This window comes from Enterobacter sp. Taxon_8 (assembly GCF_058354585.1).
The window spans coordinates 4,119,350-4,146,225 of record NZ_CM177989.1; the positions used below are offsets into that span (position 1 = coordinate 4,119,350).

At 56.0% G+C, this 26,876-nt stretch carries 25 protein-coding genes; 12 read left to right on the forward strand and 13 right to left on the reverse strand.

The window, feature by feature from the left end:
* Positions 1–25: 25 nt before the first annotated feature.
* Positions 26–1,969: a bifunctional 2',3'-cyclic-nucleotide 2'-phosphodiesterase/3'-nucleotidase gene (locus AC4IBF_RS19605; RefSeq protein WP_325814034.1), complete on the forward strand. Its 1,944-nt coding sequence runs from the start codon at positions 26–28 to the stop codon at positions 1,967–1,969.
* A gap of 91 nt (positions 1,970–2,060) precedes the next feature.
* Here AC4IBF_RS19605 and AC4IBF_RS19610 read toward each other — a convergent pair whose 3' ends face one another.
* Complete coding sequence (locus AC4IBF_RS19610; RefSeq protein WP_111965375.1) at positions 2,061–2,447, reverse strand: winged helix-turn-helix transcriptional regulator; 387 nt, start codon at positions 2,445–2,447, stop codon at positions 2,061–2,063.
* Positions 2,448–2,531: 84 nt separating this feature from the next.
* Here AC4IBF_RS19610 and AC4IBF_RS19615 point away from each other — a divergent pair, with 84 nt between their 5' ends.
* Positions 2,532–3,380, forward strand: a complete 849-nt coding sequence (locus AC4IBF_RS19615; RefSeq protein ID WP_491463058.1) for an SDR family oxidoreductase — start codon at positions 2,532–2,534, stop codon at positions 3,378–3,380.
* An 85-nt stretch (positions 3,381–3,465) separates the two neighbouring features.
* Here the strand turns inward: AC4IBF_RS19615 and AC4IBF_RS19620 are convergent, their stop codons facing one another.
* Positions 3,466–5,283: a beta-ketoacyl synthase gene (locus AC4IBF_RS19620; protein WP_252093331.1), complete on the reverse strand. Its 1,818-nt coding sequence runs from the start codon at positions 5,281–5,283 to the stop codon at positions 3,466–3,468.
* A gap of 254 nt (positions 5,284–5,537) precedes the next feature.
* Here AC4IBF_RS19620 and AC4IBF_RS19625 point away from each other — a divergent pair, with 254 nt between their 5' ends.
* The 3 genes from AC4IBF_RS19625 (at position 5,538) to AC4IBF_RS19635 (ending at position 8,495) form a co-directional block, all read left to right on the forward strand.
* Positions 5,538–6,581, forward strand: a complete 1,044-nt coding sequence (locus AC4IBF_RS19625; RefSeq protein WP_232057364.1) for a GlxA family transcriptional regulator — start codon at positions 5,538–5,540, stop codon at positions 6,579–6,581.
* 48 nt (positions 6,582–6,629) lie between these two features.
* Positions 6,630–7,454: an AraC family transcriptional regulator gene (locus tag AC4IBF_RS19630; protein WP_143344569.1), complete on the forward strand. Its 825-nt coding sequence runs from the start codon at positions 6,630–6,632 to the stop codon at positions 7,452–7,454.
* A gap of 75 nt (positions 7,455–7,529) precedes the next feature.
* Positions 7,530–8,495 carry a DMT family transporter gene (locus AC4IBF_RS19635; protein WP_252093330.1) on the forward strand — a complete coding sequence of 322 codons (966 nt, stop codon included), beginning with the start codon at positions 7,530–7,532 and terminating at the stop codon, positions 8,493–8,495.
* A 79-nt stretch (positions 8,496–8,574) separates the two neighbouring features.
* Here AC4IBF_RS19635 and AC4IBF_RS19640 read toward each other — a convergent pair whose 3' ends face one another.
* Positions 8,575–10,224, reverse strand: coding sequence for a methyl-accepting chemotaxis protein (locus AC4IBF_RS19640; RefSeq protein WP_111965380.1), 1,650 nt, complete (start codon positions 10,222–10,224; stop codon positions 8,575–8,577).
* A 245-nt stretch (positions 10,225–10,469) separates the two neighbouring features.
* On the opposite strand from AC4IBF_RS19640, the gene ytfE reads away from it, so the two are divergent.
* Positions 10,470–11,132, forward strand: coding sequence for an iron-sulfur cluster repair protein YtfE (gene ytfE, locus AC4IBF_RS19645; protein WP_115876618.1), 663 nt, complete (start codon positions 10,470–10,472; stop codon positions 11,130–11,132).
* 96 nt (positions 11,133–11,228) lie between these two features.
* Here the strand turns inward: ytfE and cycA are convergent, their stop codons facing one another.
* Both cycA and bamJ read right to left on the reverse strand, forming a co-directional pair.
* The gene (gene cycA, locus AC4IBF_RS19650; RefSeq protein WP_133293635.1) at positions 11,229–12,638 is read right to left on the reverse strand and encodes a D-serine/D-alanine/glycine transporter; all 1,410 of its coding nucleotides are present in this window, start codon (positions 12,636–12,638) and stop codon (positions 11,229–11,231) included.
* A 311-nt stretch (positions 12,639–12,949) separates the two neighbouring features.
* Positions 12,950–13,570 (reverse strand): BamJ family beta-barrel-assembly machinery protein, encoded by a 621-nt coding sequence (gene bamJ / locus AC4IBF_RS19655; protein ID WP_008502892.1) that lies wholly within the window; start codon positions 13,568–13,570, stop codon positions 12,950–12,952.
* 233 nt (positions 13,571–13,803) lie between these two features.
* Here bamJ and AC4IBF_RS19660 point away from each other — a divergent pair, with 233 nt between their 5' ends.
* Positions 13,804–14,448 carry an OapA family protein gene (locus AC4IBF_RS19660; protein ID WP_111965383.1) on the forward strand — a complete coding sequence of 215 codons (645 nt, stop codon included), beginning with the start codon at positions 13,804–13,806 and terminating at the stop codon, positions 14,446–14,448.
* A 68-nt stretch (positions 14,449–14,516) separates the two neighbouring features.
* Here AC4IBF_RS19660 and rplI read toward each other — a convergent pair whose 3' ends face one another.
* The 4 genes from rplI to rpsF are packed head-to-tail and all read right to left on the reverse strand — an operon-like array spanning position 14,517 to position 15,956.
* Positions 14,517–14,966, reverse strand: a complete 450-nt coding sequence (rplI, locus tag AC4IBF_RS19665; RefSeq protein ID WP_024907318.1) for a 50S ribosomal protein L9 — start codon at positions 14,964–14,966, stop codon at positions 14,517–14,519.
* Between the two features lie 41 nt (positions 14,967–15,007).
* Positions 15,008–15,235, reverse strand: coding sequence for a 30S ribosomal protein S18 (gene rpsR / locus AC4IBF_RS19670; RefSeq protein WP_000135199.1), 228 nt, complete (start codon positions 15,233–15,235; stop codon positions 15,008–15,010).
* Between the two features lie 4 nt (positions 15,236–15,239).
* Entirely contained in the window at positions 15,240–15,554 is a 315-nt protein-coding gene (priB, locus tag AC4IBF_RS19675; RefSeq protein WP_008502895.1) for a primosomal replication protein N, read from the reverse strand.
* Between the two features lie 6 nt (positions 15,555–15,560).
* Complete coding sequence (gene rpsF / locus AC4IBF_RS19680; RefSeq protein WP_014068637.1) at positions 15,561–15,956, reverse strand: 30S ribosomal protein S6; 396 nt, start codon at positions 15,954–15,956, stop codon at positions 15,561–15,563.
* A gap of 341 nt (positions 15,957–16,297) precedes the next feature.
* On the opposite strand from rpsF, the gene yjfY reads away from it, so the two are divergent.
* On the forward strand, positions 16,298–16,573 hold the full coding sequence (gene yjfY, locus AC4IBF_RS19685; protein WP_010427445.1) for a DUF1471 family protein YjfY: 276 nt from the start codon (positions 16,298–16,300) through the stop codon (positions 16,571–16,573).
* A 165-nt stretch (positions 16,574–16,738) separates the two neighbouring features.
* On the opposite strand, the gene yjfP is transcribed toward yjfY, so the two are convergent.
* Positions 16,739–17,461, reverse strand: coding sequence for an esterase (yjfP, locus tag AC4IBF_RS19690; RefSeq protein WP_491463059.1), 723 nt, complete (start codon positions 17,459–17,461; stop codon positions 16,739–16,741).
* A 137-nt stretch (positions 17,462–17,598) separates the two neighbouring features.
* Between yjfP and bsmA the strand changes: the two genes are divergently transcribed.
* The 3 genes from bsmA to AC4IBF_RS19705 all read left to right on the forward strand — a co-directional run bounded on the left by bsmA (position 17,599) and on the right by AC4IBF_RS19705 (position 20,456).
* Positions 17,599–17,928, forward strand: coding sequence for a biofilm peroxide resistance protein BsmA (bsmA, locus tag AC4IBF_RS19695; RefSeq protein WP_111965385.1), 330 nt, complete (start codon positions 17,599–17,601; stop codon positions 17,926–17,928).
* A 136-nt stretch (positions 17,929–18,064) separates the two neighbouring features.
* On the forward strand, positions 18,065–18,352 hold the full coding sequence (gene yjfN, locus AC4IBF_RS19700; RefSeq protein WP_111965386.1) for a DUF1471 family protease activator YjfN: 288 nt from the start codon (positions 18,065–18,067) through the stop codon (positions 18,350–18,352).
* A gap of 172 nt (positions 18,353–18,524) precedes the next feature.
* Positions 18,525–20,456: a methyl-accepting chemotaxis protein gene (locus AC4IBF_RS19705; RefSeq protein WP_133293631.1), complete on the forward strand. Its 1,932-nt coding sequence runs from the start codon at positions 18,525–18,527 to the stop codon at positions 20,454–20,456.
* Here AC4IBF_RS19705 and AC4IBF_RS19710 read toward each other — a convergent pair.
* Positions 20,453–22,075: an isovaleryl-CoA dehydrogenase gene (locus AC4IBF_RS19710; RefSeq protein ID WP_133293630.1), complete on the reverse strand. Its 1,623-nt coding sequence runs from the start codon at positions 22,073–22,075 to the stop codon at positions 20,453–20,455. The genes AC4IBF_RS19705 and AC4IBF_RS19710 overlap by 4 nt on opposite strands.
* A 193-nt stretch (positions 22,076–22,268) precedes the next feature.
* On the opposite strand from AC4IBF_RS19710, the gene AC4IBF_RS19715 reads away from it, so the two are divergent.
* A complete protein-coding gene (locus tag AC4IBF_RS19715; protein WP_133293629.1) occupies positions 22,269–23,543 on the forward strand; it encodes an MFS transporter in 1,275 nt (424 codons plus the stop codon).
* A gap of 82 nt (positions 23,544–23,625) precedes the next feature.
* Here AC4IBF_RS19715 and rlmB read toward each other — a convergent pair whose 3' ends face one another.
* Positions 23,626–24,357: a 23S rRNA (guanosine(2251)-2'-O)-methyltransferase RlmB gene (gene rlmB / locus AC4IBF_RS19720; RefSeq protein ID WP_058840431.1), complete on the reverse strand. Its 732-nt coding sequence runs from the start codon at positions 24,355–24,357 to the stop codon at positions 23,626–23,628.
* Between the two features lie 66 nt (positions 24,358–24,423).
* Positions 24,424–26,865: a ribonuclease R gene (rnr, locus tag AC4IBF_RS19725; protein ID WP_115876625.1), complete on the reverse strand. Its 2,442-nt coding sequence runs from the start codon at positions 26,863–26,865 to the stop codon at positions 24,424–24,426.
* Positions 26,866–26,876 lie beyond the last annotated feature (11 nt).

The window sequence follows — 26,876 nt, forward strand, 5'->3', positions numbered from 1 at the left end:
CTGCATCGAAAAAAGGACTCCTCTGATGATTAAGTTTAGTGCAACGCTTCTGGCGACGCTGATTGCAGCGAGCGTGCAGGCGGCGACGGTAGATCTGCGTATTCTGGAAACGACCGATCTGCACAGCAACATGATGGACTTCGATTACTACAAAGATACCCCGACGGAAAAATTCGGACTGGTACGCACGGCAAGCCTGATCGATGCGGCACGCGGCGAAGTGAGTAACAGCGTGCTGGTCGACAATGGCGATCTCATTCAGGGCAGCCCGCTTGGGGACTACATGGCGACCAGGGGGTTGAAAAAAGGCGAGATCCATCCTGTTTATAAAGCGATGAACACCCTGGATTACACCGTCGGCAACCTCGGTAACCACGAATTCAACTACGGTTTGAAATACCTTCACGATGCCCTGGCCGGCGCGAAATTCCCGTACGTTAACGCCAATATCATCGACGTTAAAACGCAAAAGCCGCTCTTTACCCCATACCTGATTAAAAATACCGAGGTTGTCGATCGGGACGGGAAAAAACAAACGCTCAAAATCGGCTATATCGGTTTTGTCCCGCCGCAGATCATGACGTGGGATAAGGCCAACCTCGACGGTAAGGTGACCGTCAACGATATCACCGAAACCGCGCGTAAATACGTGCCGGAAATGCGCAAAAAAGGCGCCGATCTGGTGGTCGTTGTCGCCCACTCGGGTCTCTCTGCCGATCCGTATCAGGCCATGGCAGAAAACTCCGTTTACTATCTGAGTGAAGTCCCTGGCGTCGACGCGATCCTGTTCGGCCATGCCCACGCGGTCTTCCCGGGTAAAGATTTCGTCAGCATCAAAGGGGCTGACATTGAGAAAGGGACGCTCAACGGCGTGCCGTCGGTGATGCCAGGTATGTGGGGCGACCATCTTGGCGTAGTGGATCTGGTGCTGAATAACGACGGTGGCAGCTGGAAGGTGACGCAGTCAAAAGCCGAAGCGCGCCCGATCTACGACGCTGCAGCGAAAAAATCTCTGGCGGCTGAAGATAAAAAACTGGTCAACGTGCTGAAGCACGATCACGACGCCACGCGCGAATTCGTCAGCAAGCCGATCGGCAAATCCGCCGATAACATGTACAGCTTCCTCGCGCTAGTGCAGGACGACCCGACCGTTCAGGTCGTCAACATGGCGCAGAAAGCCTATGCCGAACACTTTGTGCAGGGCGATCCGGATCTGGCAAAACTGCCGGTCCTGTCAGCCGCTGCGCCATTCAAAGTGGGCGGGCGTAAGAATGACCCGGCCAGCTATGTTGAAGTCGAAAAGGGCCAGCTGACCTTCCGTAACGCCGCCGACCTCTACCTCTACCCGAACACGCTGGTCGTGGTTAAAGCCACCGGGAAAGAGGTAAAAGAGTGGCTTGAGTGTTCTGCCGGACAGTTTAACCAGATTGACCCGCACAGCAGCAAGCCGCAGTCGCTGATTAACTGGGACGGCTTCCGTACCTATAACTTCGACGTGATCGACGGCGTTAACTACCAGATTGACGTCACCCAGCCGGCGAAATATGACGGCGAGTGCCAGGCGCTTAACCCGCAGGCGGAGCGCATCAAAAACCTGACCTTCAACGGCAAGGCGATCGACCCGAATGCCACCTTCCTGGTGGCGACCAATAACTACCGTGCCTACGGCGGTAAGTTTGCCGGTACGGGAGATAGCCATATCGCCTTTGCCTCGCCGGACGAGAACCGCTCGGTGCTTGCGGCGTGGATCAGCGCGGAGTCGAAGAAGGCGGGCGAAATTCATCCTGCGGTGGATAACAACTGGCGTCTGGCACCGATCCACAGCGATACGAAACTGGATATTCGCTTTGAAACGTCGCCATCCGACAAGGCAGCCACGTTTATCAAGGAGAAGGCGCAGTATCCAATGAAACAGGTCGCGACGGATGATATTGGGTTCGCGATTTATCAGGTGGATTTAAGCAAGTAGCGGCGATTGTGCCGGGTGGCGCTTCGCTTACCCGGCCTACGGGATGAAAGAGTACGGGTAGGCCGGGTAAGGCGAAGCCGCCACCCGGCTTTTACGCCGCGCGATCGTCCCTGTTCGCCATCACCTTCGGCGTATTCACCTCAATCCAGTCAGCCAGCGCGGCAACTTTCTCGCTGACCTCAATACCCATCGGCGTCAGGCTATACTCTACGTGCGGCGGCACGACCGGATACGATACGCGATCGACAAACCCGTCCTGCTCCAGCGCCTGAAGCGACTGGGAGAGCATCTTTTCGCTAACCCCGCCCATTTTGCGGCGCAGATCGCTAAAGCGATGCGTTCCCTGGCGCAGCGCCAGCAGAATCAGTACCCCCCAGCGGCTGGTTACGTGTTTGAGCACCTCTCTTGAAGGGCACTGCTCCGCGAAAAGATTGCCATCGCGCATTTGTTCGCTGAGCGTCGGTATCATTGTTTTCATACTTACCTTTTTGTACGTACTTACTAAAAGTTAGCTATGGTGCTAGTGTGCCACAACATCAGACAAACACGAAGGAGATTCATCATGATCGCGATTACCGGCGCTACCGGCCAGCTTGGCCATCTCGTTATTGAACAGCTGCTGAAAACCGTACCGGCCAGCCAGATTGTGGCCATCGTACGTAACCCGGCGAAAGCGCAAGCCTTAAGCCAGCAGGGGATTGTGGTTCGTCAGGCTGACTACACGGATGAAGCCGCCTTCGCCGCCGCGCTGAGCGGCGTGGATAAGCTTCTGCTGATCTCTTCCAGCGAAGTCGGCCAGCGCGCGACCCAGCACCAGAACGTGATTAACGCCGCCAAAACGGCTGGGGTGAAATTTATCGCCTACACCAGCCTGCTGCATGCGGATACATCACCGCTCGGCCTGCACGTTGAACACGTTGCCACTGAAAAAGCGCTGACGGCGTCCGGGATTCCTTATGCCCTGCTGCGCAACGGCTGGTATACCGAAAACTACCTGGCGAGCGCGCCGCCTGCGCTGGAACACGGCGTGTTTATTGGTGCTGCAGGCGAAGGCAAAATTGCCTCTGCCACCCGCGCAGACTATGCCGCGGCGGCAGCCAAAGTGATTGCTGAAGAGGGCCATGCGGGCAAGGTGTATGAACTGGCGGGCGACCACGGCTGGACGCTGAGCGAACTGGCAGCTGAACTCAGCAAACAGAGCGGGAAGCCGGTCAGCTACCAGAATCTCAGTGAAGCGGATTTTGCCGCCGCGCTGAAGAGCGTCGGCCTGCCTGCCGGTCTGGCCGATATGCTGGCGGATTCCGATGTGGGCGCGTCCAAAGGGGGACTGTTTGACGATAGCCATACGCTGAGCAAACTGATCGGGCGCGCAACGACACCGCTGGCGCAGAGCATTAAAGCCATTCTTTAACGGTGTCACCGTTCTTTCCTGCGGCCGGGTGATTTCCCTTACCCGGCCCACACATATTGATTAATAATAAAAACAGATATAACAATTAAAAATCCGGGTATTCTTTTTCCGTCGCGTACGTTATCGGTTTTTCAAATCCGGGAATGGTGATGCCATCCCTGGCAATCTCAATATCTTCCTCATTTATCCCCTGCTGGCCAAACAGATAAATGACGTTGAGTTCACCCTGCGAAGCCGACTCGTCGTACGCGTTCGCCTGATGTTGCACCTCGCGGTTACGCTGCTGATAATCCGCAAATACCGCGTCCCCGTAGCGTTTGCGCAACCATTGATGGGTAAGCTTTGGCGAGTAAACCACCCCCGTGGCATTATTACCGCCAAAGCCTTTTGAATTAATAAAGGCAATTTGCCCCTGGCCTTGCTCTAATTTGTAGTCCTGAAGAGGAATGGATAAGCGTGTGTTATTCACCTGCGGCGCGATCTGGGTTACGCTTTTAATTCCCGGTAAAATGCCATAGCGGAAGACGCCGAGGCAGCTGATGAGCTGGTCGCCGCTGGCGGGTCCCAGGGAGTGACCGAGATACGATTTCACCGCCGTCACCGGCCAGTCGCGGATCGCAAAGGCTTGCGCAACGCGGTCAAAAATATCGGCCTCGGAGACGCAATTCTTCGGCGTGCTTGAACCGTGCGCCTGAATAAACGATCCCTTTTGCACCGCTTCCATTCCGACCATCGACACTGCCGAAGCCACGGCTTTCGCCATGGTGATGTAGTTCCCCGGTCCCGGTGAGGCAATAGAACGCTTAAAGCCGTCAGCGTTGATAAAGACATTCCCCACCGAACCATGGATCTCTGCCCCAAGCTGCAGCGCCAGCTCGTCGTCCATTAACACGACATACTGGCTGGATTCTGCGATCACAAAACCACAGCTGTCGCCAAAAGGACGGCTGCTGCTGCGCCAGCCGGGCGTTTCCGTTTCATCAATATGCTTAAGCTTGCTCTCCGTTGCCAGGGCGCCCATGGCGTCGAATCCTTCAATCACTTCGGAGGTGACCGGCGCTTCGGCACTGCCCACAACGGCCACGCGAATGCGCCCCGCTTTGATATCTTCGACTGCCGCATTGAGGTTATACAGAAACGTGGCGCACGCCCCCAGCGTGGCGCTGGTATGGCCAACGCTACCCAGCACATACGCATTGAGGAAATCAGCGCACATGCTGTTCAGGCCCAGCGGACACTGTTTGGCGCTGACGCGCTGGCCTTTCAGGCGCGACTGGAGCATACCGCCAAAGCCATAATCGTCGAGCTGTCCCATGATATTGCCCGAATAGACCCCGAGCTGATCCGGCGCGATCGCTGCCTGTATCTCGCGCCACGGGATCCCCAGAGCGTTGATGGCGTCCGATGCCCCGACAATCGCCATTTGTAACGCCCGCGGATGGAACTGCGAATTGTAATGGTCACCCGGCCGGAATCCCTGCGGCAGCAAACCTGCAGCCTGAACCTCCGTGCGCAACAACGCCTCAATTTTACAGTCCATCTCTCCCTGAACGGTAATACGCACGCGCCGATCCGCTAATTCCTCAACCTGCCATCCCGCCGGTAAGGGATGCGGTAACTGTCTGGCAGAGATATTAAAGCTGAATCCTTCTTCGCCAGAAACCATATTCAATTTTGCATTGCTGGTGATAGCATCGACATCAAAATAGTCGCGCGTAATTATTCTGATAAGGGTTCCTTCCAGCGTCTCGTCTTTTATCTTCTCGGCAGCCTGAGCGGGCGTAAATCTTTTACCTGAAATGTCGCAATACCCACCTTCATCATATTTAAGCACGCCCATCAGAATAGCTAACGATAATAACGTCTCCTGCCTTTCCTCTTCCGATAATGAATTAATAATCATTCGGCGAAATGCATGATGAAAAGAACTACGACCAGCTGGACTATAGCCGCCAAAAGCCGTTATTACGGGTAATTTCACCATAATTCATCCTGTAGTGGTCGTGGATTTATATTGTGCAAATGCGATAATTTCAGATATTAGTTTACAAATTACCGACAAAAGCTAATATGAAAATCCAGCCAAAATGCTGACTTTTTTGGCCAGGGCAACGATGAGTCACCAAAAATAATAGTCAAAACAGGTATTAATCGAAAATGACAAATACACAAATTGGATTTGTGTTATGTGAACGCATGCTAAGTTCCGGTCTCAGTCTGCCGATTGAAATGTGGAAAGCCGCAGCCAGCAGCTATTTAGCCGAGCAAAAAACAACATCCCACGCAGACACGCACAAAACGGAGACATCTGCGTTCAGGCTCTGTCGTCCGGAGAATATACTGAAAGTTCATACTATTGGCATAAATAACGAGCCCATCCTGACGCAAAGTGGCTTTAGCATTACCGCCGATACTACGCTTGCCGCAGACAGGCACTATGACGTTATCTATCTTCCTGCCCTGTGGCGCAACCCTCGAGCAGTGGTCAGACAAAAGCCTGAACTTCTGAAATGGTTGACCGAGCAGGCTGTGCGAGGAACCCGTATCGCCGCCGTCGGAACGGGCTGCTGTTTTCTGGCGGAGTCGGGATTGCTCAACGGAAAGCCCGCCACCACCCACTGGCACTACTTCAAACAATTCTCGCGCGACTACCCCAGCGTAAAATTACAAACCAAACATTTTCTCACGCAGGCCGATAATATTTACTGTGCCGCCAGCGTTAAGGCCCTGTCAGATCTGACGATTCATTTTATCGAAACGATATACGGGAAACGTGTAGCCACACATACTCAACGGACATTTTTTCATGAAATTCGTAGTCAGTTCGATCGCCAGTGTTACAGTGAAGAAAACAAACCCCACCCGGATGAAGATATTGTTCAAATTCAAACCTGGATAAAAGCCAACTGCGCCTCGGATATATCCATGCAGAATCTTGCCGATATGGCTGGCATGAGTTTGCGCAACTTCAACCGTCGCTTTAAAAATGCCACCGACATATCCCCCCTGCAGTATTTATTAACCGCCAGAATTGAATCCGCCATGACAATGCTGCAATCCACCAATCTGTGCATTCAGGAGATCGCGAATGCGGTGGGATATCAGGATATTGCGCACTTTAATCGCCAGTTTAAGCATAAAACAACGGTTTCACCGGGGGATTACCGTAAGACCGTCCGGGCAAAGATGTTTAGTGCATAAACGCCGGTCATCTCTGATAATGAAAAGATGACCACGAGGAGGTTTAACGTGCAAGGCGTACCGGAACAGTTTAATGATGAAAGAGACAGCGCGCGCTTTCGCCATCTGGCGCAGCTGCCGGGTCTGGAGCTGTATCACGCGCACATTTCTGACTACGCCTTTGAGCCTCACACCCATGAAGCCTTCGGGATCGGCACGATTGAAACCGGTGCCGAACGCTTTCGCTATCGCGGTACCCAGCATCTCGCGGCGGAAAAATCCGTCGTCACCATGAACCCGGACGAGATCCACACCGGTGAATCCGCCACCGAGGGCGGCTGGCGCTACCGGATGGTCTATATCGAACCCGATCTGCTTGAAGAGGTGACCGGCCTCAGGCACTGGTGGTTTAGCGACGTGACCCGCCATGACCCGTTGCGCTCACAGCAAATCGGCAGGCTGATTTACGGCCTGTGGCACACGGACGATCCGCTTGCGCAAAAAGGATTACTGCTGGATCTGATTGAGACCTTCCAGCCTCTGGCCCATCACGCGCCGGTGATTCAGGAGGGCGCGCACCGCTTCGAACGCGTACGCGAGTACCTGCACGACAACTACATGCACCCCCTGACGCTTGACGAGCTGGCCAGCGTCGTTTCACTCAGCCCGTATCATTTTCAGCGCCAGTTCAAAGCCCATTTTCACGTGACGCCGCATCAGATGCTGATGGCCATTCGCCTCTGGCGCGCCAAAGCATTCCTCACGCACGGCATGCCCGCCGCAGAGGTCGCCGCCGCAACCGGGCTGACCGATCAGTCGCATCTCACCCGCGCGTTTACCCGCCGCTACGGCATTACGCCCGTGCGCTACCAGAAGCAAGTCATCCGGCGCTAATGCGCAATCTCATACAATACGCGCGTATTTTCCCCTCCTACACTGCATACAGCGTAAATACCTGTGGATGGAAAAATGATTAGTGGAGTGTTGTATGCCCTGCTGGCCGGGATGATGTGGGGTCTGATTTTCGTCGGCCCGCTGATCGTGCCCGAGTATCCGGCAATATTGCAGTCGACCGGACGTTATCTGGCGCTGGGGCTGATTGCCCTGCCTCTGGCGTGGCTGGGACGCGCGCGCTTGCGTCAGCTCAGCCGTCAGGACTGGGCCACCGCGCTGGCGCTGACCATGATGGGTAATCTTATCTATTACGTTTGCCTCGCGAGTGCCATTCAGCGTACCGGTGCGCCGGTATCAACCATGATTATCGGCACGCTGCCGGTCGTCATCCCCGTCTTTGCTAACCTGCTCTACAGCCAGCGCGATGGCAAACTGGCGTGGACTAAAATGGCGCCGGCGCTGGTCTGCACTGCCCTGGGGCTGATATGCGTCAATATTGCCGAGCTGCGTCATGGCCAGGCGAATGTTGATCTGTGGCGTTACGGTTCTGGCATTCTGCTGGCGTTCATTTCCGTGGCGTGCTGGGCATGGTATGCCCTGCGCAACGCGCGCTGGCTGCGGGAGAATCCGGACAAACATCCGATGATGTGGGCGACGGCGCAGGCGCTGGTCACGTTGCCCGTATCCGTCGTGGGATATCTCGGCGCATGCCTCTGGCTGGGCCATCAGCAGCCGGACTTCGCCCAGCCCTTCGGGCCAAAACCGTGGGTATTTATTGGGCTGATGGTTGCGATCGCCGTGCTGTGTTCATGGGTGGGCGCGCTGTGCTGGAATATTGCCAGCCAGAAGCTGCCGACGGTGATATTAGGGCCGCTGATTGTCTTCGAAACCCTGGCCGGACTGCTTTATACCTTTCTGATGCGCCAGAGCGTACCGCCGCTGTTCACGACCTGTGGGATCGTGCTGTTGGTGGTGGGGGTAGTGATGGCGGTGAGAGCGAAGCCGGAAAAACCGAGGGTTGTTCCGGCATCGGAGATGTGAGTATTGCCCGGCGGCGCTGCGCTTGCAGGGCCTACAAAACCGTAGACCCGGTAAGGCGTAGCCGCCACCGGGCAAGCCCTTAAAACGTTTCCCAGTTCCCTTCAGACGCCGCCGCGACAGGCTGCGCTTTTGGCACATAGGTTTTTACCGGGGCCGCTTTTACCGCCTGGTTGCGGGTAATTTTGAACACCGCCACCGCTTCGTTCAGGCGTGCAGCCTGATCTTCCAGCGCCGCCGCCGCGGCCGCAGACTCCTCCACCAGCGAGGCGTTCTGCTGGGTCACGCGGTCCATCTCGGCTACCGCCTGGCCCACCTGGTCGATACCACGGCTCTGCTCGTCAGAGGCCGAAGCAATTTCGCCCATAATGTCGGTGACGCGGGTGACCGCATTAACGATCTCTGCCATCGTCTCCCCGGCTTCGTTAACCAGCTGAGAGCCCGCGTTCACGCGTTCACCGGAATCGTCGATCAGCGCTTTAATCTCTTTCGCCGCCTGGGCGCTACGCTGGGCAAGAGTACGCACTTCGCCTGCCACAACTGCAAAACCACGGCCCTGCTCGCCCGCACGCGCGGCTTCCACCGCCGCGTTCAACGCCAGGATATTCGTCTGGAAGGCAATGCCGTCGATCACGTTAGTAATTTGCGCGATTTTGCTGGAACTGGTGGCAATTTCGTCCATTGTACGCACCACGCCTTCAACCACGTTACCGCCCTTCTTCGCCGTTGAGGAGGCGTCCAGCGCCAGACGGGAAGCCTGACGCGCGTTATCGGCGTTCTGCTTCACGGTTGCCGTCAGCTGCTCCATGCTGGCTGCCGTCTCTTCCAGAGATGCGGCCTGCTGCTCGGTGCGGGAAGAGAGATCGTTACTGCCTGCAGAGATTTCGCCTGCACCGGTGTAAATGGTATCCGCGCCTTCACGCACCACGCCCACGGTGTTCGCCAGCGAGGTTTGCATCTCCTGCACGTTGCGCGCAAGGATAGCCATTTCATTATTACCGTCTGCCTGAATCGGCTGGGTGAGATCGCCTGCCGCAATAGCGCGAATATGGTTAATCACCTCTTCAAGAGGCAGCAGCAGCACGCGGCGCATGGCGATCCAGCTGGAGATAATCACCACAATCACCAGCAGCATAACCGCAGAGAGGATCCACAGGATGCGCTTGTAGTCGCTTTCATTGTCCTGGATGCCTTTATCGGTAAGCATTGCCTGCGCTTCGCGCCATTCACGATATACCGTCTGCATCGCGTTTTGTTTCTGTTCGGCATTCTGCTTGAACATATCTTCCAGATTGCCCTGGCTCAGCAGAACGTTCATTTGCGTCAGCGTTGCAGAGTAAATGCGGTACTGCTCTTCGAGTTGGTTGGTCAGGTTCTCATCCAGGCCTGGCGTGTTCGGCAGGGCATAGTATTTATCGTAATGAACCTGCGCTTCAGTCAGCAGATTTTTCGCCGTGGTCACCAGCTCATTCAGCTGACCGCCGTTAATTTGTGAGGCCATGCTGCTTTGCAGGCGCAGCATCCCGCGGTTCAGGGTGACGCGAGCCTGGTTCAGACTGATCCACGCATCGGTAAACTCCGCCACGTTCTTGCTGGAGAGCTGCGACACGGTGAAGTTGTCTTTATCGTTATTCAGGGCGTTGATAAAGATACCGGCGGAAATCACTTGCATGATGCCGAGCACAAGCAGCACCGAAATCAGAAGGGTAATGACTTTTATACGTTTAAACATGCGTTGCCTTTGTTTTATGCAGGTTTGTCTGACGTGGATATATCGGCAGGCGCGGCGGGTTGTTTACTGTTCCTCCACCTTTAAAAAGTTTCGAAACCACTTTCCTGAGCCCATTCAGAGAGTTAAAAGTGGGATTTTTTTTGTGATCCACATCTCACTTTTCCCCTTCCCTCTAAAGGGTTATAGCGCTGGCCTAAAGATGCATTTAATATGCACTTTATATTATTGATGACGAGGTAACTGCTATGGCCTTTCGCGACCAACCCCTTGGCGAGCTGGCGCTCTCCATTCCTCGCGCTTCTGCGCTGTTCCGTAAATACGATATGGACTACTGCTGCGGCGGTAAGCAAACACTGGAGCGTGCGGCCTCACGCAAAGAGCTGGACGTTGAGGTTATTGAAGCAGAGCTGGCGCAGCTGGCCGAGCAGCCCATCGACAAAGACTGGCGAACCGCCCCGCTCGCGGAAATCATCGACCATATCATCGTGCGTTATCATGACCGTCACCGTGAGCAACTGCCGGAACTGATTCTTCAGGCGACCAAAGTCGAGCGCGTCCATGCCGACAAACCTACCGTACCGCGCGGTCTGGCAAAGTACCTGACCCTGCTGCACGAAGAGCTTTCAAGCCACATGATGAAGGAAGAGCAGATCCTTTTCCCGATGATTAAACAGGGTATGGGAAGCCAGGCCATGGGGCCCATCAGCGTGATGGAAAGCGAGCATGATGACGCGGGCGAACTGCTGGAAGTGATCAAACACACCACCCACAACGTTACGCCGCCGGCAGAAGCGTGCACAACGTGGAAAGCGATGTACAACGGCATTAACGAGATGATTGACGACCTGATGGAACACATCAGTCTCGAGAACAACGTTCTGTTCCCGCGGGCATTAGCGGGGGAATAAAAAAGGCCGCTGCGGCCTGATGCCCCCCACCCCGCCCCTCTGCCACCGGAGAGGGTGCAAAAACTAAAAACGGCAACCGAAGTTGCCGTTTTGCTTTTACCGTACGCCTGCCATACGTTTCTTACCGATAAACACCCAGCCCAGCCCCAGCGCGATAAACCACAGCGGCGTGACGATGAGTGCCTGACGGGTATCATCTTCCAGCGTCAGCAGAACCAGCACGAAGACGAAGAACGCCATGCACACCCAGCACATTAGCTTGCCCAGCGGCATCTTGTAGATCGATTTCTCATGCAGATGTGGGCGCTGCTTGCGGTACACCAGATATGAACAGAGGATGATGGTCCAGACGAACATAAACAGGATCGCTGAGACCGTGGTGATCATGGTGAACGCGCCAATCACGCTTGGGTTCACGTAGAGCATCACCACGCCGCCCAGCAGGCACATGCAGGAGAAGGTCAGCCCTTTTGCCGGTACGGCACGCTTAGAGAGCTTGGCGAACGCGCTCGGCGCCACGCCTTCCTGCGCCAGGCCAAACAGCATACGGCTGGTGGAGAACACGCCGCTGTTCGCGGAAGATGCCGCAGAGGTCAGCACCACGAAGTTAATCAGGCTCGCTGCCGCAGGCAGGCCTACCAGCACGAACAGCTCAACGAACGGGCTCTTGCTTGGCACCACCGAGCTCCACGGCGTCACGGACATAATGACGATCAGCGCGAAGACGTAGAACATGATGATACGCACCGGAATGGAGTTGATGGCGCGCGGCAGGGACTTCTCCGGATCTTTGGTTTCCGCAGCGGTCGTTCCGACCAGCTCAATTCCCACAAACGCGAACACCGCGATCTGGAAGCCGGCAAAGAAGCCGCTCATGCCTTTCGGGAACCAGCCGCCGTCATTCCACAGATGGGTAAACGACGCCTGAACGCCGGTTGGTGACTGGAAGTGGGTGAGCACCATCACCAGGCCCACCACGATGAGCCCGACAATGGCCACGATTTTGATCATCGCGAACCAGAACTCCATCTCACCGAACATTTTAACGGTGGCGAGGTTAAGGCTCAGCAGCAGAACAATAACCGCCAGCGAGGCGACCCAGTCCGACAGCCCCGGGAACCAGAACTGCGCGTAGGCGGTAATCGCCACGACGTCCGCCATACCGGTGACAACCCAGCAGAACCAGTAGGTCCAGCCGGTGAAATAGCCCGCCCACGGCCCGAGCAGGTCAGAAGCGAAGTCGCTAAAGGATTTGTATTCGAGGTTTGAGAGCAGCAGTTCACCCATTGCACGCATCACGAAGAACAGCATAAAACCGATAATCATATAAACGAATATGATTGACGGCCCGGCGAGACTAATAGTTTTGCCTGACCCCATAAACAGCCCGGTACCGATGGCACCCCCGATGGCAATGAGCTGAATATGACGGTTTGTGAGATTGCGCCGTAGCGACTGTTCAGAAGACGCCCCTTCGTCGGCGACGACTTTAACCTGATCTACCATGTGATATTTTCCTGTTTATGCCTGTCTGTGTTGTTAAGGCTCTTCAGGCCTTTAAATACGTCAAAAGATGACGTTCCCTTGTAAGGGCTAATCGATATTAGGTAAGAATCGGCGGGATGAATACTATGATTTAGATATTATGTTAATAATATGTTGAAAGTGAGTGTCATATCACTCATACAGCGCGAAACAGCTCACAAAAATACACGCAACAGTTTCGTTTGCAAGATAAAATGTTGATTGCACCATAACTATAGGTTTTTACACTATTTTCCTCTCCCCAACCGGAGAGAGGAAATAAGAAAAGTCGATTACAGAATTTCCAGCAGCTCGACTTCAAAGACCAGGGTGCTGAATGGCGGGATGGACGCGCCAGCGCCGCGCTCGCCGTAGGCCAGGTTATGCGGAATAGTCAGTTCCCATTTGGAACCGACTGGCATCAGGGTCAGCGCTTCAATCCAGCCTGCGATAACGCCGTTCACCGGGAACTCAGCCGGTTCGCCGCGCGCCACGGAGCTGTCGAACACGGTACCGTCGATCAGCTTACCGGTATAGTGTACGCGAACGTGGTCGGTACGCGCCGGGATTGCGCCGTCACCCTGATTGATCACGCGGAACTGCAGACCAGACTCGGTGCTGTTCACGCCTTCACGCTCACGGTTCTCTTCCAGATATTTCACACCTTCGGCGGCCATCTCTTCAAAGCGTGCGCGACGCACGGCGTCAGCACGCTCGTGGATTTCACGCAGCGCACGGTGCACAACGTCAACCGGAACGGCAGGCTGTTTGCCTTCCAGTGCGTCAGCGATACCCGCCACCAGCGCTTCTGGTAACAGACCTTCCAGGCCGGATTCGCTCAGCTGCTGTCCTACCTGCAAGCCGATACCGTAACTTGCCTGCGCTTCGATAGTGTCAAAAGTCGGGGTGGTCATGGGTTTTCCTTCCATCACATTTAAAGTAGCGGGCAGCATATCAGCCATGCCCTTATGGGTAAAACTTTGTCTGAAGTTAAGGTGACAAACCGCGACGAAACAGAAACAATAGAGATAACCAGGATTAATCCCGAACTGATGTCACGGATGTCGGGTTTGCTACGCCGTTCAGGCAGTTAGCAAACTATACTTCGGAACACAGGATAAAAAAGACGCGGAGCAGGAGGAGTGCCATGCCCGGGCGATTTGAACTGAAACCTACCCTGGCGAAAATCTGGCAGGCGCCGGACAATTTTCGCATCATGGACCCGCTGCCTCCTCTGCATCGCAGAGGGATTATCATTGGCGCGCTGATGGTGATCGTGGGCTTCCTGCTTCCTTCCGGGAGCGATGATGTCGATACCGTACCCGTTACCCGGAATGCCCAACTGGACATTCAGTCGCAGACGCGACCGCAGCCTGACGCACAGCCGATGCAAACGCAGCTTGTCACCCCGTCTAACGATCCGGGTCAGGTTGCACCGGTTGAGCCAGAGCCCATTCAGGATGAACAACCACAGGATCAAGCCGCCGCCCCGTCTCAGCCTCAGACGCAACAGCCTACCGGCATTGAGCAACAGTGGCGTTCCTATCGCGTGGAGCCGGGAAAAACCCTGGCACAGCTGTTCCGCGACCATAACCTGCCGCCAACCGACGTGTATGCCATGGCGAAGGTGGAAGGTGCAGGTAAGCCGCTCAGTAACCTGCAGAATGGACAGATGGTGCAGGTTCGTCAGAATGCCAGCGGTGTGGTGACAGGATTAACGATTGATACAGGAAACGGACAACAGGTACTGTTTACCCGCCAGCCAGACGGCAGTTTTATCAGGGCGCGTTAAGGGCCCGGAGCTGTAAAAAGCAAAACGCCGGCACAAGGCCGGCGTTTCAACGTGAGCAGAGTAAAAAATTACTCAGCTACAACGTTAACAACCAGTTTAGCGAACACTTCGCTGTGAACCTGGAAGTCAACTTCGTGCTCACCAGTGGTACGCAGAACGCCGTTCGGCAGACGAACTTCGCTCTTAGCCACTTTAACGCCTGCAGCAGTTACTGCATCAGCGATATCGCGGGTACCGATGGAACCGAACAGTTTACCTTCGTCGCCTGATTTAGACGCGATGGTAACGGTGCCCAGTGCGTTGATTGCTTCAGCGCGAGCGTTAGCAGCCGCCAGAACGTCAGCCAGTTTGGCTTCCAGTTCAGCGCGACGTGCTTCGAAAAACTCTACGTTTTTCTTGGTAGCTGGAACAGCTTTACCCTGTGGAACCAGGAAGTTACGTGCGTAACCCGCTTTAACGTTAACCTGATCACCCAGGCTGCCCAGGTTTGCTACTTTATCAAGCAGAATAACTTGCATTACCTTATCCTCTTAAAGTCGTATTAATGGACCGTGCCCGATTACTGATGACGATCAGTGTACGGCAGCAGGGACAGGTAGCGAGCGCGTTTGATAGCGCGAGCCAGCTGACGCTGGTATTTTGCACGAGTACCGGTGATACGGCTTGGGACAATCTTACCGCTTTCGGTGATGTAGTTTTTCAGCGTTGCGATATCTTTATAGTCGATCTCTTGAACGCCTTCCGCGGTGAAACGGCAGAACTTGCGACGACGGAAATAACGTGCCATATGGCTAGTCTCCAGAATCTATCAAATCAATCTGCTCGGCATGCAGAACCATTTTGCTCAGGCCGTTCTTTGCCTTGTGGCAAGAGATGAACCCCTGAACGATTACTGCGCTACCGACCGTTAAACTGTGAGTAATGGCCTGGTTTTCGTGTCCGCTAATAATAACGGGCATTTGGCACCACGCCTGCCGGTGAAACCCGGCTTCCTCTTGCACAGAACGATGCTCAAGCACGAACTGGCAATGCGGAATTCCTGATGGACTGACCTTTCGAAGGGGAGCCCTGCATACGATGCCGGACAACGCCAGACGGTTGGTCATCAGAAATTACTCTTCAGAATCCCCAGCATCAGAATCATCTGCGGTTTCGTTTGCGAAATCATCGCGACGCTCACGGCGCTCGTCTTTCGCTTTAACCATCGGAGATGCTTCGGTAACTGCGTTTTTGGTACGCATAACCATGCTGCGGATAACGGCATCGTTGAAGCGGAAGGTAGTTTCCAGCTCATCGATAACTTCCTGCGGCGCTTCAACGTTCATCAGAACGTAGTGTGCTTTGTGCAGTTTGTTGATCGGGTAAGCCAGCTGACGGCGGCCCCAGTCTTCCAGACGGTGGATCGTACCTTCTGCACCAGTGATGGCAGCAGAGTAACGCTCGATCATACCCGGAACCTGTTCGCTCTGGTCAGGATGGACCATAAAAACGATTTCGTAATGACGCATCGAATTGCTCCTTACGGATTATTCAGCCTCCTGTCTGGGTCAGCCGAGGCCCGGGGAGGCAAGGAACGTGTTAAAGGTCGGCTGAAAAATTGACGCGTCATAATACTTGCGCGCCCCTGGAAACTCAAGCTGATTGCACAAATAATTCGCACAAAGCGCGAAGCGGGTCTAAGTAGGTGATTTAAAATTGGTCACACCCGGAAGCGTTGTTTTTTTGAACAACTGCATCAGAAATGGTCACGCATCCCCGCTGGATGAGTGATTACACTTTAATCAGAGATCGCCTGAATTAAAGAAGGAGCATCCCCCCTCTCGCAGCACGTAATCGTGGAGCGCATATCATGAAAAAAATCGCACTAGCCATAATGGCGGCGCTTTTGCTCAGTGCAAACGCGATGGCAGCCATCAAGATAGACAGCCGACAGGCCAGAAACATGGATGATGTGCAAAGCTTGGGCGTCATTTACATCAATCATAATTTCGCCACGGAAAGTGAAGCAGATCAGGCCCTAAACGAAGAAACCGATGCGCAGGGCGCAACCTATTACCACGTGATGTTAACCCGTGAGCCCGGCAGCAACGGCAACATGCACGCCAGTGCAGATATTTACCGATAACGCTTTAACGCTAGCACCAGGAAAGCCAACAACGAGAACATAGCCATAGTTGACGTTGCCCCCTGCCCGGGGGCTTTTTTTTGAGAAAGGCTCCGGAATACCATCGGTAAAAGACCCCTGAGATCCTCCTGAAACTGGAAGATCGGGAGTTAAGGTGCTGCGCATTTAAAGGTGCTGGCGGAAAAATGCCACCGTGGCGTCCAGCGCCGCTGGCGTGATGCGGTGGCGGACGCCCGCTTCCCACAGACAGGTCAGATTACCGTCCAGGCCTGCATTTATTAACGCCTGCTGCAGACGGAAGGTTCCCTCGGGCGGGACCACATCATCTGCATCACCGTGCCATAGCAGCAATGGGCGATCGGCCACGCGCGGCAATGACCGGGACACATCCCACTCTTCGAGCGTCGCGGTGATTTCCGCTAATTCCTTAGGGGGAAAGAGCGTCTTCGCCAGCGACGTAAAATAGCCCGAGCCCATCAGGCAGGCGACCGACTTCACTTCCGGATGATGCGTCATAATCCCCAGCGCCGTCATACCGCCCATCGACGCCCCGGCGACAGCCAGACGATTGTCGGCAACCAGGCCGGCCTCATAAAGCGCATCGCGCACCCCGGCAAACTCGGTCAGACTCCCGTGCAGAATGTGCCAGAACTGCCCAAGCCGCGCCTGTTCATTGCCCTTAAAGCGGGCGCCGTGGTCAGGCGCATCCGGCATCACCACGCGAAAACCCGCCTGCGCCAGCGCAACCGCAAAATAACTGTAAACCAGCTTCGATGAGGTGAACCCGTGATAAAAAACCACAACAGGCAGCGGTTTATCACGTTTACCCGCAGGCATCGCGTGTAAAATTTCATGGTCGCCGAGGTGGCGTATTTCAATTTCAATCATTGTCGACCCTGTGCGAATGTATGATTCATAATGTTGAGAACTGGGTTACGCTTTCACGTCATTTTCATTCGAAATTTACGTCCCAGATAACACTTCGGGAACATTCCCCCAAAACTAAATTCACAGACAACTACACTATGGCTATCAGGAAACGAGATATGGTTATGCGCAGGTTTGCTGCTTTAGTGCTGGTGTTTCTGCTTAGTGGCTGTAGCGCGCTGCAGGGAACGCCGCAACCCGCTCCACCGGTCGCCGATCATCCACAGGAGATTCGTCGTAATCAGACGGAAGGATTACAACGAATGGGCACGATTTCCGCGCTGGTACGCGGCTCCCCCGATGACGCAGAAGCGGCAATAAAAGCACAGGCCGTCGCCGCCAAAGCAGATTATTACGTCATCATTATGATCGACGAAACCATCATAACGGGACAGTGGTATTCACAGGCAATTTTGTACCGTAAATAATGGTTTTCCTTTGAACGAGATTTACACTGCTTTGCGTCCATAGACATTTTCCTGTCCACAATAAACTCCATGCCCGCGTCAATGGAAGGGAGTTTATTCGCGAAGGATTGCCCGGCGGATACCGGAGATATGTGAAATGGAGCTGACGATGAAACGAACTCTTGCTTTGACCTCTCTGTTGCTCTCAGCAGGCCTGGTGAGCACCACCGCGCAGTCAGCAGAATTCGCCAGTGCTGACTGTGTGACTGGCCTGAATGAAATTGGCCAGATCTCCGTGAATAATATCTCGGGGAGCCCGCAGGACGTTGAACGCGTTGTGGCATTAAAGGCCGATGAGCAGGGTGCTTCATGGTATCGCATCATCCAGATGCAGGAAGATCACCACATCGACCACTGGCGAGTACAGGCCATTCTTTACGTGTAATATCCCTCCTGATAAAAGCCACTTATTTTTAGTGGCTTTTCGTTTTTGCAAATCTTTTATCTTATGAAAAACCAATCAATAACAAGAAAATAACATTTTGTTACATTAATTCAGTAAACGTAATCCCCGCTCTGCCGTTGAAGAACCATACCTTTTCAATGATGAGCAATTTATGATCAACGTTTTTCGCCGTGCAGGCCTGGGGGCAAAGCTGTCGCTGCTTACGGGCATCAGTGTCGCCACGCTGTTTCTGCTTTTCACTTTTCTGCTCAGTCAAAAAGCCAGCCAGCAGCTTGAAGCCCTCGCCGTCGAAGATCTGCATAATCAGTCCACAGGCATGGTCGACATGGTGCAGATGTTTAATACCAGCCTGAGCGAAGAAGTCGAAAGCTACACCAAACTGTTTACGACATTTCTGCCCCAGCCTTTTAGCGTCGATACTCAGCAGCCCCGGACCATTAACGGGCTCACCGTTCCCCTACTGAAAGGGGGAGAAGCTGAACTCCATGAAAATACCTCTTTTTCCGATGATTTTCTGAGCCGTACGGGAGCAATCTCCACGCTGTTTGTACGCAGCGGTAACGACTTTGTTCGCGTCGCCACCTCCCTGCGCAAAGAGAACGGCGAGCGGGCGATGGGCACCGTGCTGGATACCGCCAGCCCGGCCTTTGCCGCAGTCAACAGAGGGGAAGTCTACCGTGGCCTGGCGCTGCTGTTTGGCAAACGCTATATCACCCAGTATCAGCCGGTTAAAAACGCCGAAGGCCAGGTCATTGCGATCGTCTTTGTTGGCGTGGACATTACGCATTCCTGGAACGTCATGCGCGAGAAAATCCTCACCCGCCGCCTGGGCGAGAGCGGCCACTTCTTCGTGCTGGATCGCAGCAAGGGCAAAACGCGCGGGCAATACCTGTTCCATGCCGGTGAAGAGGGACAGCTGCCGAAGTGGGACGGCGCGACGCAGCAACAGCTTTTGAGTGACAAGCCCGGCACGCTGGAACGCGTAAGCGACGACGGCCGCACGCTGAAAATGGCCTATACCCCGCTGCCAGGCTGGAACTGGACTATCGTCGGCGAAGTGGATAAATCGGTGCTGCTCTCAAGCGTTACCGCCATGCGCGATCGCTTCCTGCTGGCCGGCGTGGTCTTATCCATCCTGTTTGCTGGCCTGTTCGTGATTCTTATTCGCCGCGTGCTGACCCGACCGCTGCGCAATGTGATCCATCTTGCCCGGCAATATGCCGCAGGGGATCTCCGTTCCAGCCTGCCCGTGACGCGCCAGGACGAGGTCGGCCAGCTGATCGACGCCATCAACGGCATCGGCGGCGGCCTGCAAAAAATTGTCCTGCAGGTCCGCGAGGCCGCTGGCGAGATCCATTTGGGCACCAACGCGCTGGCCGCCGACACCGGCGAGATTTCAGAGCAGATCAACAAGCAGGCGAGCAGCGTGGAAGAGACCTCCGCCAGCATGGAGCAGCTGGCCGCCACCGTGCAGCAAAATGCCGCCAACATGGAGCAAACGCAGCAGCTGGTCGGTGAAACCTCGCTCGCGGTCCATCAGGGCGGTGAGACGGTCACCCACGCGGTATCGACCATGGACGATATTCGCGAAGCGTCAAAACGCATCGAAGACATCACGCGCGTGATCGAATCCATCGCTTTCCAGACCAATATTCTGGCGCTGAATGCGGCAGTGGAAGCGGCCCGCGCGGGTGAGCACGGAAAAGGGTTTGCGGTAGTCGCGCAGGAAGTTCGCGCCCTGGCGGGACGCAGCGCTAACGCGGTGAAGGAGATTGAACAGCTGATTGGCGATACGCTCAGAAAAGTGAGTGAGGGCCATGCGCTGTCTGAAAAGACCCGCCTGGCGATGGATGACATCATCATTCATATCGATAACATCAGTCAGCTGGTCACCGAGATTAACCATGCCTCACGCGAGCAGTCTGCAGGGATTGGCCAGGTTAATCTCGCCATGACCCACATTGGCGAAGCGTCGCATATCAATGCCGATCGTATCTCACGCAGCGAACAAACGGCTCAAACGCTGCGCGAGAAGGGATCACATCTGGCCCAGCTGGTGAGTCTGTTCCAGCTAAAAGACTAACCGACTCTGCCCGTCGCACGCAGCAGCAGGTCACTTTGCACCTGCTCGCTCATCAGCGTGCCGCCACGGGTATCCAGCATCATGCGGCACCACGCCTGCGCCACCGGGGGCGACGCATGCCGCAGCATCTGGCTTCCGGCACCCAGCAGGAAAAGCTGCTGCGCGATCTCCCGCCCCTGCGCCTCCTGCGGTTTACGCAGTTTTTGCTGAAGCTGTCGCCAGCTGCGGTCGAAGTGTCTGTCCTGCCCTTTCACCTGCGCAAACTCGTCGGCAAGCAGGTCGTGAATGCCCGGCTGCTTCGCCAGCACGCGCAGCACGTCCAGGCACATGATATTTCCTGACCCTTCCCAGATGCTGTTCACCGGCATCTCGCGGTACAGGCGGGGAAGTTCACTCTCTTCGCAATAACCGATCCCACCCAGCACCTCCATCGCCTCAGCGACAAACGGGATGCCCGCTTTGCACACGCTAAATTTCGCCGCCGGGGTAAACAGCCGCGCCCAGGCGGCCTCCTGCGGATCCGCGCGTTTATCCCACGCGCGGGCCAGGCGGAACAGCAGCGCCGTGTGCCCCTCCAGCACCAGCGCCATCCGGCTTAGCACTTCGCGCATGAGCGGCTGATCGATAAGATTTTTGCCGAAGGTCTGACGCTGGTGGGCATGGTACAGCGCCACCGAGAGCGCCCGACGCATCAGTCCGTGGCTGCCCAGCGCGCAGTCAAAGCGCGTCAGACCGCCCATTTTGAGGATCTGCCGTACCCCTTCGCCCTCTTCCCCCAGCAGCCAGCCGGAGGCATCAAGAAACTCCACCTCGCTGCTGGCGTTGGAGCGGTTCCCGAGCTTGTCCTTGAGGCGCTCGAGCCGGACGGCGTTGCGCTGTCCGTCAGGTAAAAAGCGCGGCACAAAAAAGCAGGACAACCCGCCCTTCGCCTGGGCCAGCACCAGATGCGCATCGCTTTGCGGGACGGAGAAAAACCATTTATGGCCCACCAACCGGTAGCTGCCGTCGCTGCATTTTTCCGCTTTGGTGGTGTTGCTCAGCACGTCCGAGCCGCCCTGTTTTTCCGTCATCCCCATACCGATCAGCAGGCCGCGCTTTTGCGCGCCAGGAGCCAGATGCGGATCGTAGCGATCGCTGAGCAGCGGCGTCAGCCAGTCGTGAAATATTTTGGGAAGCGCCTGCTGCAGGAGCGGCGTGGCGGCAAACGTCATGGTGATCGGGCAAAGCGTGCCCGCTTCCACCTGCGCATGCAGCACAAAGCGTGCGGCCCGCGCGACAAACGCCCCTTTACGCGCCTCCTCTTCCCACGCCAGGTTATGTACCCGATTGGCACACAGCCCCTGCATCAGCAGGTGCCATGCCGGGTGAAAACGCACGTCGTCCAGCCGCTCGCCCGTGGCGTCATAGCGTAACAGCTCCGGCGGATTCACGTTCGCCAGCCTGCCCAGCTCCAGCGACTCTGCGGTACCTAACTGCTGCCCGATACTGGCGAGCAGTTCGATATCCCACTCGGCCCCCTCGCGCGAAACTGCGTCACGCAGCGCGCAGTCCGAGAGGAAAAGGTTGCTGTTGGAAAGCGGTGCGGGTTGATTGAAAACGGTATGGGTCTGCCAGTGCATACTGTCTCCCTCCTTCAGTGGCAATGACGATAAGTATGGACAGACCGCGCACACGCTGCATGGGAGGGGAGTCACACGTTCACGATCCCGCTGATATCATTCGTGAAATAGCTCACAGAACATAAGAATAAACTATTTCATGACTTCGCTTTTGTTGAATAATTTATTCTTACCCTTTTCAATGAGGATCGTTATGCAACCGGATGCGCACAAGCGAGCATTAATTGCCGGCTCCATTGGTAACTTTATCGAGTGGTATGAGTTTGCGGTCTACGGTTTTCTGGCGACCGTCATTGCGAAGAACTTCTTCCAGCTTGAAGGGGAAGCTGGGCTTACCAGCCTGATTCTCACCTACGCCTCATTCGCCATCGCCTTCTTCTTCCGTCCGCTGGGTGCGGTGGTGTTTGGCCGCATCGGCGACCGAATTGGCCGAAAGCCGACGCTCATTATTGTGCTGGTACTCATGACGCTGGCCACCGCCGCCATCGGCATTGTGCCGGTCTATGCCAGCATCGGCATTGCCGCACCGCTGATCGTTACGCTGCTTCGCATCCTGCAGGGACTGTTCGCCGGCGGCGAGTACGGCGGTGCGGTCTCGCTGATGACGGAGTTCGCCCCGCGCGGCAGGCGCGGCCTCTATGGCGCGTGGCAGTCCTTTACCGTGGCGCTGGGGCTGCTGGCGGGCGCAGGCATCGTGGCGCTGCTCTCCGCCCTCCTCACGCCTGAAGCCCTGCACGACTGGGGCTGGCGCATTCCTTTCTTCCTGGCGCTGCCCATGGGTGTTGTTGCGCTGTGGCTTCGCGTCAGCATGGAGGAGACGCCCAGCTTTGTGCAGCAGCAGGACAAACCGGCTGTCGCTCAGGCGGATATTGCCGCTACGCTCAGGGCCATCGTGATGGGGATTGGGCGCGTAATGGTCTGGTCTGCGGCGGGTTACACTTACCTGGTGATTATGCCGACCTATCTCCAGTCGGCGCTACACACCGGGTTTAACCAGGCGCTGCTGATCGCGGTGATTTCGAACGTTGGGTTTGCGCTGACCATCATTCCGTCGGGGATCCTGAGCGATAGGATCGGGCGTCGCACGGTGATGATTATCGCCACCGCGCTGCTGCTGATCCTCGCCCTGCCGCTGCTGAAACTTCTGCAGGCGGAGTCCAGCACGCTGGCGGTGAAGGCTGTTGTGGTGTTGATTGCGGGCGGTCTGGTGGGCATGCTGGCGGGGCCGGGCCCGGCGATGCTCTCTGAGATGTTCCCGACGCGCGTGCGCTATACCGGGCTGGGGCTGGCCTACTCGTTATCGAACGCGATTTTCTCGGGATGCGCAGGGTTAATCATTACCGGGCTGATTAAGCAGACGGGTAACCTGGATATTCCGGCGTATTACGTGATGGCAACGGCGGTGGTGAGTATTTTCGCGCTGATGACTCTGAGGAAGGATGACCATTTGCGGTCGTTAGAGGAGTGAGGTTGTTTTGCCGGGTGGCGGCTTCGCCTTACCCGGCCTACAAAACCGTAGGCCCGGTAAGCGAAGCGCCACCGGGCGAAAATCAGCTACGCTGACGCACCGCTTCAAACAGGCAAATACCCGTCGCAACAGACACGTTCAGGGAGGACACGCTGCCCGCCATCGGGATGCTGATCAGCTCATCGCAGTGCTCGCGGGTCAGACGACGCATGCCTTCACCTTCCGCCCCCATCACCAGCGCCAGACGGCCGGTCATTTTGCTCTGGTACAGAGTATGATCCGCTTCACCGGCAGTCCCGACGATCCAGATGTTCTCTTCCTGCAGCAGGCGCATGGTGCGCGCCAGGTTGGTCACGCGGATCAGCGGAACGTTTTCCGCCGCGCCGCAGGCCACCTTCTTCGCCGTCGCGTTCAGCTGCGCGGAGCGATCTTTCGGTACGATCACCGCATGCACGCCCGCTGCATCGGCGCTGCGCAGACACGCGCCGAGGTTGTGCGGATCGGTTACGCCATCGAGGATCAGGAAGAATGGGTTATCCAGCTCAGCGATCAGATCCGGCAGATCGTTTTCCTGATACTGACGGCCCGGCTTCACGCGGGCAATGATCCCCTGGTGAACCGCGCCTTCACTTTTTTCATCCAGGAACTGGCGGTTCGCCAGCTGGATCACCACGCCCTGCGCTTCCAGGGCGTGGATCAGCGGCATCAGACGTTTATCTTCACGCCCTTTCAGAATAAACACTTCCTGAAAACGCTCCGGTGCGCGCTCGAGAAGGGCCTGCACCGCGTGGATGCCGTAAATCATTTCACTCATTGATGGTTCTCGTAATAAGTATTTCCCCTCCCCCCGTTGGGGAGAGGGTCAGGATGAGGGGAGATTTTACTCCGCCTGCTTTTTCTTGGCCGCGCGCTTCGCTTTGGTGGCGGCCGCTATTTTCTGTGTCTTCGCGGAAGGTTTCTTCGCTGAACGGGCTTCTTTCTTCGCCGCCTTCGGCTTCTGCTTCTTCTCACCGCGGAACGCGCTGTCCGGCTCGAAGTTCACCTTCTTACCGGCCTGACGGCGCTTGCCGCTCGTTTTGCCGTTTCCGCCTTTTTTCGCTCTTTCGCGTTCGGTTTTACCGACGTTACGCGGGGCGCGCTCGCTGGAGATCAGGCTGAAGTCGATTTTACGGTCGTCCATATTCACGGCCTCAACCTTCACTTCCACACGGTCGCCCAGACGATAGGTCTGGCCGCCAGATTCGCCAATCAGACGCTGGCCGACCTGGTCGAAGCGGTAGTAGTCATTATCCAGGCTGGAGACGTGCACCAGACCGTCGATGAACAGCTCGTCCAGACGAACGAAGAAGCCAAAGCCGGTCACGCTGGCAATCACACCTTTGAAGACGTTACCGACCTGGTCCAGCATAAAGTCACACTTCAGCCAGTCCGCCACGTCGCGGGTGGCTTCATCGGCACGGCGTTCGGTCATGGAGCAGTGCTGACCCAGCTGCAGCATCTCTTCCATCGAATAGTGGTAGCCACCGGTTTCGGTGGTGTTCCCTTTATGTCCCTGCTCCTGCGCCAGCAGATACTTGATCGCACGGTGCAGGGAGAGGTCAGGATAACGACGGATCGGCGACGTAAAGTGGGCGTAAGACTGCAGCGCCAGGCCGAAGTGTCCGCGGTTTTCCGGATCGTAAATCGCCTGCTTCATTGAGCGCAGCAGCATCGTCTGCAGCATTTCTGCATCAGGACGATCGCTAATGGATTCCAGCAGCTCGGCGTAATCGCGCGGCTCTGGCTTGTTGCCGCCCGGCAGCTCCAGGCCCAGTTCAGCCAGCACGGAGCGGAACGCGGTGATGGCTTCCGTCGACGGTTTATCGTGGATACGGAACAGCGCAGGCTCTTTGGCTTTCTCAACGAAGCGTGCCGCCGAGATATTCGCCAGAATCATACATTCTTCGATCAGCTTGTGCGCATCATTACGCTGGGTCTGTTCGATACGCTCAATGCGGCGCTCGGCGTTGAAGATAAATTTCGCTTCTTCACTCTCAAACGAGATCCCGCCGCGCTCTTCGCGCGCCTGATCCAGCGTTTTGTAGAGGTTATGCAGCTCTTCGATGTGTTTGACCAGCGGCGCGTACTGTTCGCGCAGATCCTGGTCGCCCTGCAGCATATGCCAGACCTTGGTATAGGTCAGACGCGCGTGCGAGCTCATCACCGCTTCGTAGAACTTGTAGCCGGTTAAGCGCCCTTTGGTGGAGATGGTCATCTCGCAAACCATACAGAGGCGATCAACCTGCGGGTTCAGGGAACACAGGCCGTTAGAGAGCACTTCCGGCAGCATCGGCACGACCTGGGACGGGAAGTAGACCGAGGTACCGCGGCTGCGCGCTTCGTTATCCAGCGGAGTGTGCGGACGAACATAGTAGCTTACGTCTGCAATAGCGACCCACAGACGCCAGCCGCCGCCGCGTTTTTTCTCGCAGTAGACGGCGTCATCGAAGTCACGGGCGTCTTCACCGTCGATCGTAACCAGCGGCAGGGAGCGGAGATCCACGCGGCCCACTTTGGATTCTTCCGGCACTTCTTCACGCAGGCTTTCGATCTGCTCTTCAACCGCTTTCGGCCAGATGTACGGAATTTCGTGGGTGCGCAGCGCCATATCAACGGCCATGCCGGTGCCCATATTATCGCCCAGCACTTCGACGATTTTACCTACCGCTTTGGTGCGACGGGTTGGGCGCTGGGTAAGTTCCACCACCACCACAAAGCCCATGCGGGCGCCCATCACTTCTTCAGGTGGGATCAGGATGTCGAAGCTCAGACGGCTGTCGTCCGGCACCACGAACCCAACGCCCGCGTCGGTAAAGTAGCGGCCGACAATCTGGCTGGTTTTTGGCACCAGAACGCGCACGACGCGCGCTTCTCGGCGACCTTTACGGTCGGCGCCCAGCGGCTGTGCCAGGATCTGGTCGCCGTGGATGCACATTTTCATCTGTTCAGATGAGAGATACAGATCGTCTTTACGGCCTTCCACGCGCAGGAAGCCGAAGCCATCGCGGTGACCAATGACGGTCCCTTTCAGCAGATCGAGGCGTTCCGGCAGCGCGTAGCACTGGCGGCGGGTAAAGACCAGTTGCCCGTCGCGCTCCATCGCGCGCAGGCGGCGGCGAAGGGCTTCAATCTGCTCTTCACCTTCAATATTTAATTCAACGGCAAGTTCTTCACGATTGGCGGGTTTTTCGCGTTTTGTTAAGTGTTCAATGATGAACTCGCGGCTGGGGATAGGATTCGCGTATTTTTCGGCTTCGCGTTCCTGGAAAGGATCGTGTGACATGTCGGTTCCTC